The 446-nt window shown below is 50.4% G+C and carries 1 tRNA gene; it reads left to right on the top strand.

Features of this window, described 5'->3' with window-relative positions:
• The first annotated feature begins 13 nt into the window (after positions 1-13).
• A tRNA-Ala gene (locus JQK15_RS26625) sits at positions 14-89 on the top strand.
• The last annotated feature ends 357 nt before the right edge of the window (positions 90-446 follow it).

Raw genomic sequence — 446 nt, 5'->3', positions numbered from 1 at the left:
CAGCATTTGGTGAGGGGCTTTAGCTCAGCTGGGAGAGCGGTTGCTTTGCAAGCATCAGGTCATCGGTTCGATCCCGATAAGCTCCACCATTTGCTGACCACTGCGTAGCGATGTTTCGCGGAGCAGATCAGAATTCTCTAGAGATGAAGAGTAGCGGTTTGCCGGATACGTCCGGTGATATGGCTCGCACAAGCGAGCCTCTTTGACATTGTGAATGGGTTTTTTAATCGATGCCGTGGCGACATGGTTCGGTTTTTGGTGTTTCCGCAAGGAAGCATCCGGAAAGCGAGCGATGTTGTACACACAAGATTATCTGGCTGAGTTTAATAACCACACCGATACAGCTTTCGACAAATGCTACCCAGTATTGTCGTTGGTGGTGTGGACTCTCAAGCGTGAGGTAAGGGCATCTGGTGAATGCCTTGGCATGTACAGGCGATGAAGGA

The sequence above is a fragment of the Sphingobium sp. BHU LFT2 genome (genome assembly GCF_018604485.1).
Taxonomy (GTDB): domain Bacteria; phylum Pseudomonadota; class Alphaproteobacteria; order Sphingomonadales; family Sphingomonadaceae; genus Sphingobium; species Sphingobium yanoikuyae_A.
The sequence above is the reverse complement of the archived record's forward strand: the minus strand, read 5'-3'. Positions and strand labels throughout refer to the sequence as shown.